Origin of the sequence: Azohydromonas lata NBRC 102462, assembly GCF_001571085.1 — a bacterium.
In the GTDB taxonomy this organism is placed as follows: Bacteria; Pseudomonadota; Gammaproteobacteria; order Burkholderiales; family Burkholderiaceae_C; genus Azohydromonas; species Azohydromonas lata.
In genome coordinates this window covers 1-1,259 of record NZ_BCTC01000273.1, presented here as the reverse complement: position 1 = coordinate 1,259, position 1,259 = coordinate 1, and the positions used below count along the sequence as shown (strand labels likewise).

The 1,259-nt window shown below is 70.1% G+C and carries 1 protein-coding gene; it reads left to right on the top strand.

What is annotated here, in order from left to right:
- Positions 1-235: 235 nt before the first annotated feature.
- On the top strand, positions 236-1,259 hold a 1,024-nt coding region (locus ALA01S_RS31050), incomplete at its 3' end, for a Glu/Leu/Phe/Val family dehydrogenase (RefSeq protein ID WP_218011565.1).

Here is a 1,259-nt window from a genome sequence, read left to right as displayed (position 1 = left end):
GCTGCGCCACGGACGGCGCGGCACGCGGCGCCGTCCCTGCGTTCTCCCTCTCCACCTCTCGATGCCGCGGGCCCTCTTGCGCCCCGCGGCCAGGCCGGCGCACGCCCGTGCGTCCGCGCTGTCGCGCCCCCACGAGCGGGGCGCCTGCTCCCGGAATGCGTTTGACGTTTGAGAAAAAGAGCCCCTCGCGGGCCGTGCTGCTTCTTTGGTTTTCAAATTTCAGCCAGGAGACTCCATGAACGACGTGTCCACTCCCTTGTCCTTCGTCGGCACAGCGCCGCACAGCCCCTGGGCCACCTACCTTTCGCAGGTGGACCGCGTGGTGCCCTACATCGGCCACCTGGCCAAGTGGGTCGAAACGCTCAAGCGGCCCAAGCGCGCGCTGATCGTGGACGTGCCCATCGAAATGGACGACGGCAGCGTGCGCCATTTCGAGGGCTACCGGGTGCAGCACAACTTGAGCCGCGGCCCGGGCAAGGGCGGCATACGCTTCCACCCCGACGTGACGCTGGAGGAGGTGATGGCTCTTTCCGCGTGGATGACGGTGAAGACGGCGGCCGTGGGCCTGCCCTTTGGCGGCGCCAAGGGCGGCATCCGCGTCGATCCGTCGCAGCTGTCCATCAAGGAGCTGGAGCGCATGACCCGGCGCTACACCAGCGAGATCGGCCTGATCATCGGCCCGCAGCGCGACATCCCCGCGCCGGACGTAAACACCAACGCCCAGGTCATGGCCTGGATGATGGACACCTACTCCATGAACATCGGCTCCACCGCGACTGGCGTGGTCACGGGCAAGCCGATTCACCTGGGAGGTTCGCTGGGCCGCGTGAAGGCCACGGGCCGCGGCGTGTTCGTCACCGGGCGCGAGGCCGCGCGGCGCATCGGGCTGTCGCTGCAGGGTGCGCGCGTGGCCGTGCAGGGCCTGGGCAACGTGGGCAGCACGGCGGCCGAGCTGTTCGTGGCCGCGGGCTGCAAGGTCGTCGCCATGCAGGACCACACCGGCACGCGCGTCAACCCCAAGGGCTTCGATCTGGACAAGCTGCGCGCCGTGCAGTCCGGCGGCGGCGGCGTGGCCGCGCACCCGGACGGCGAGGCCGTTGACGCCGAAAGCTTCTGGGACGTGGACTGCGACATCCTCATCCCCGCCGCGCTGGAAGGCCAGATCGACGCCGCCCGCGCCAACCGCATCCAGGCCCGCATGGTGCTCGAAGGCGCCAACGGGCCGACGCTGCCCGAGGGCGACGACGTGCTGCGCGAGC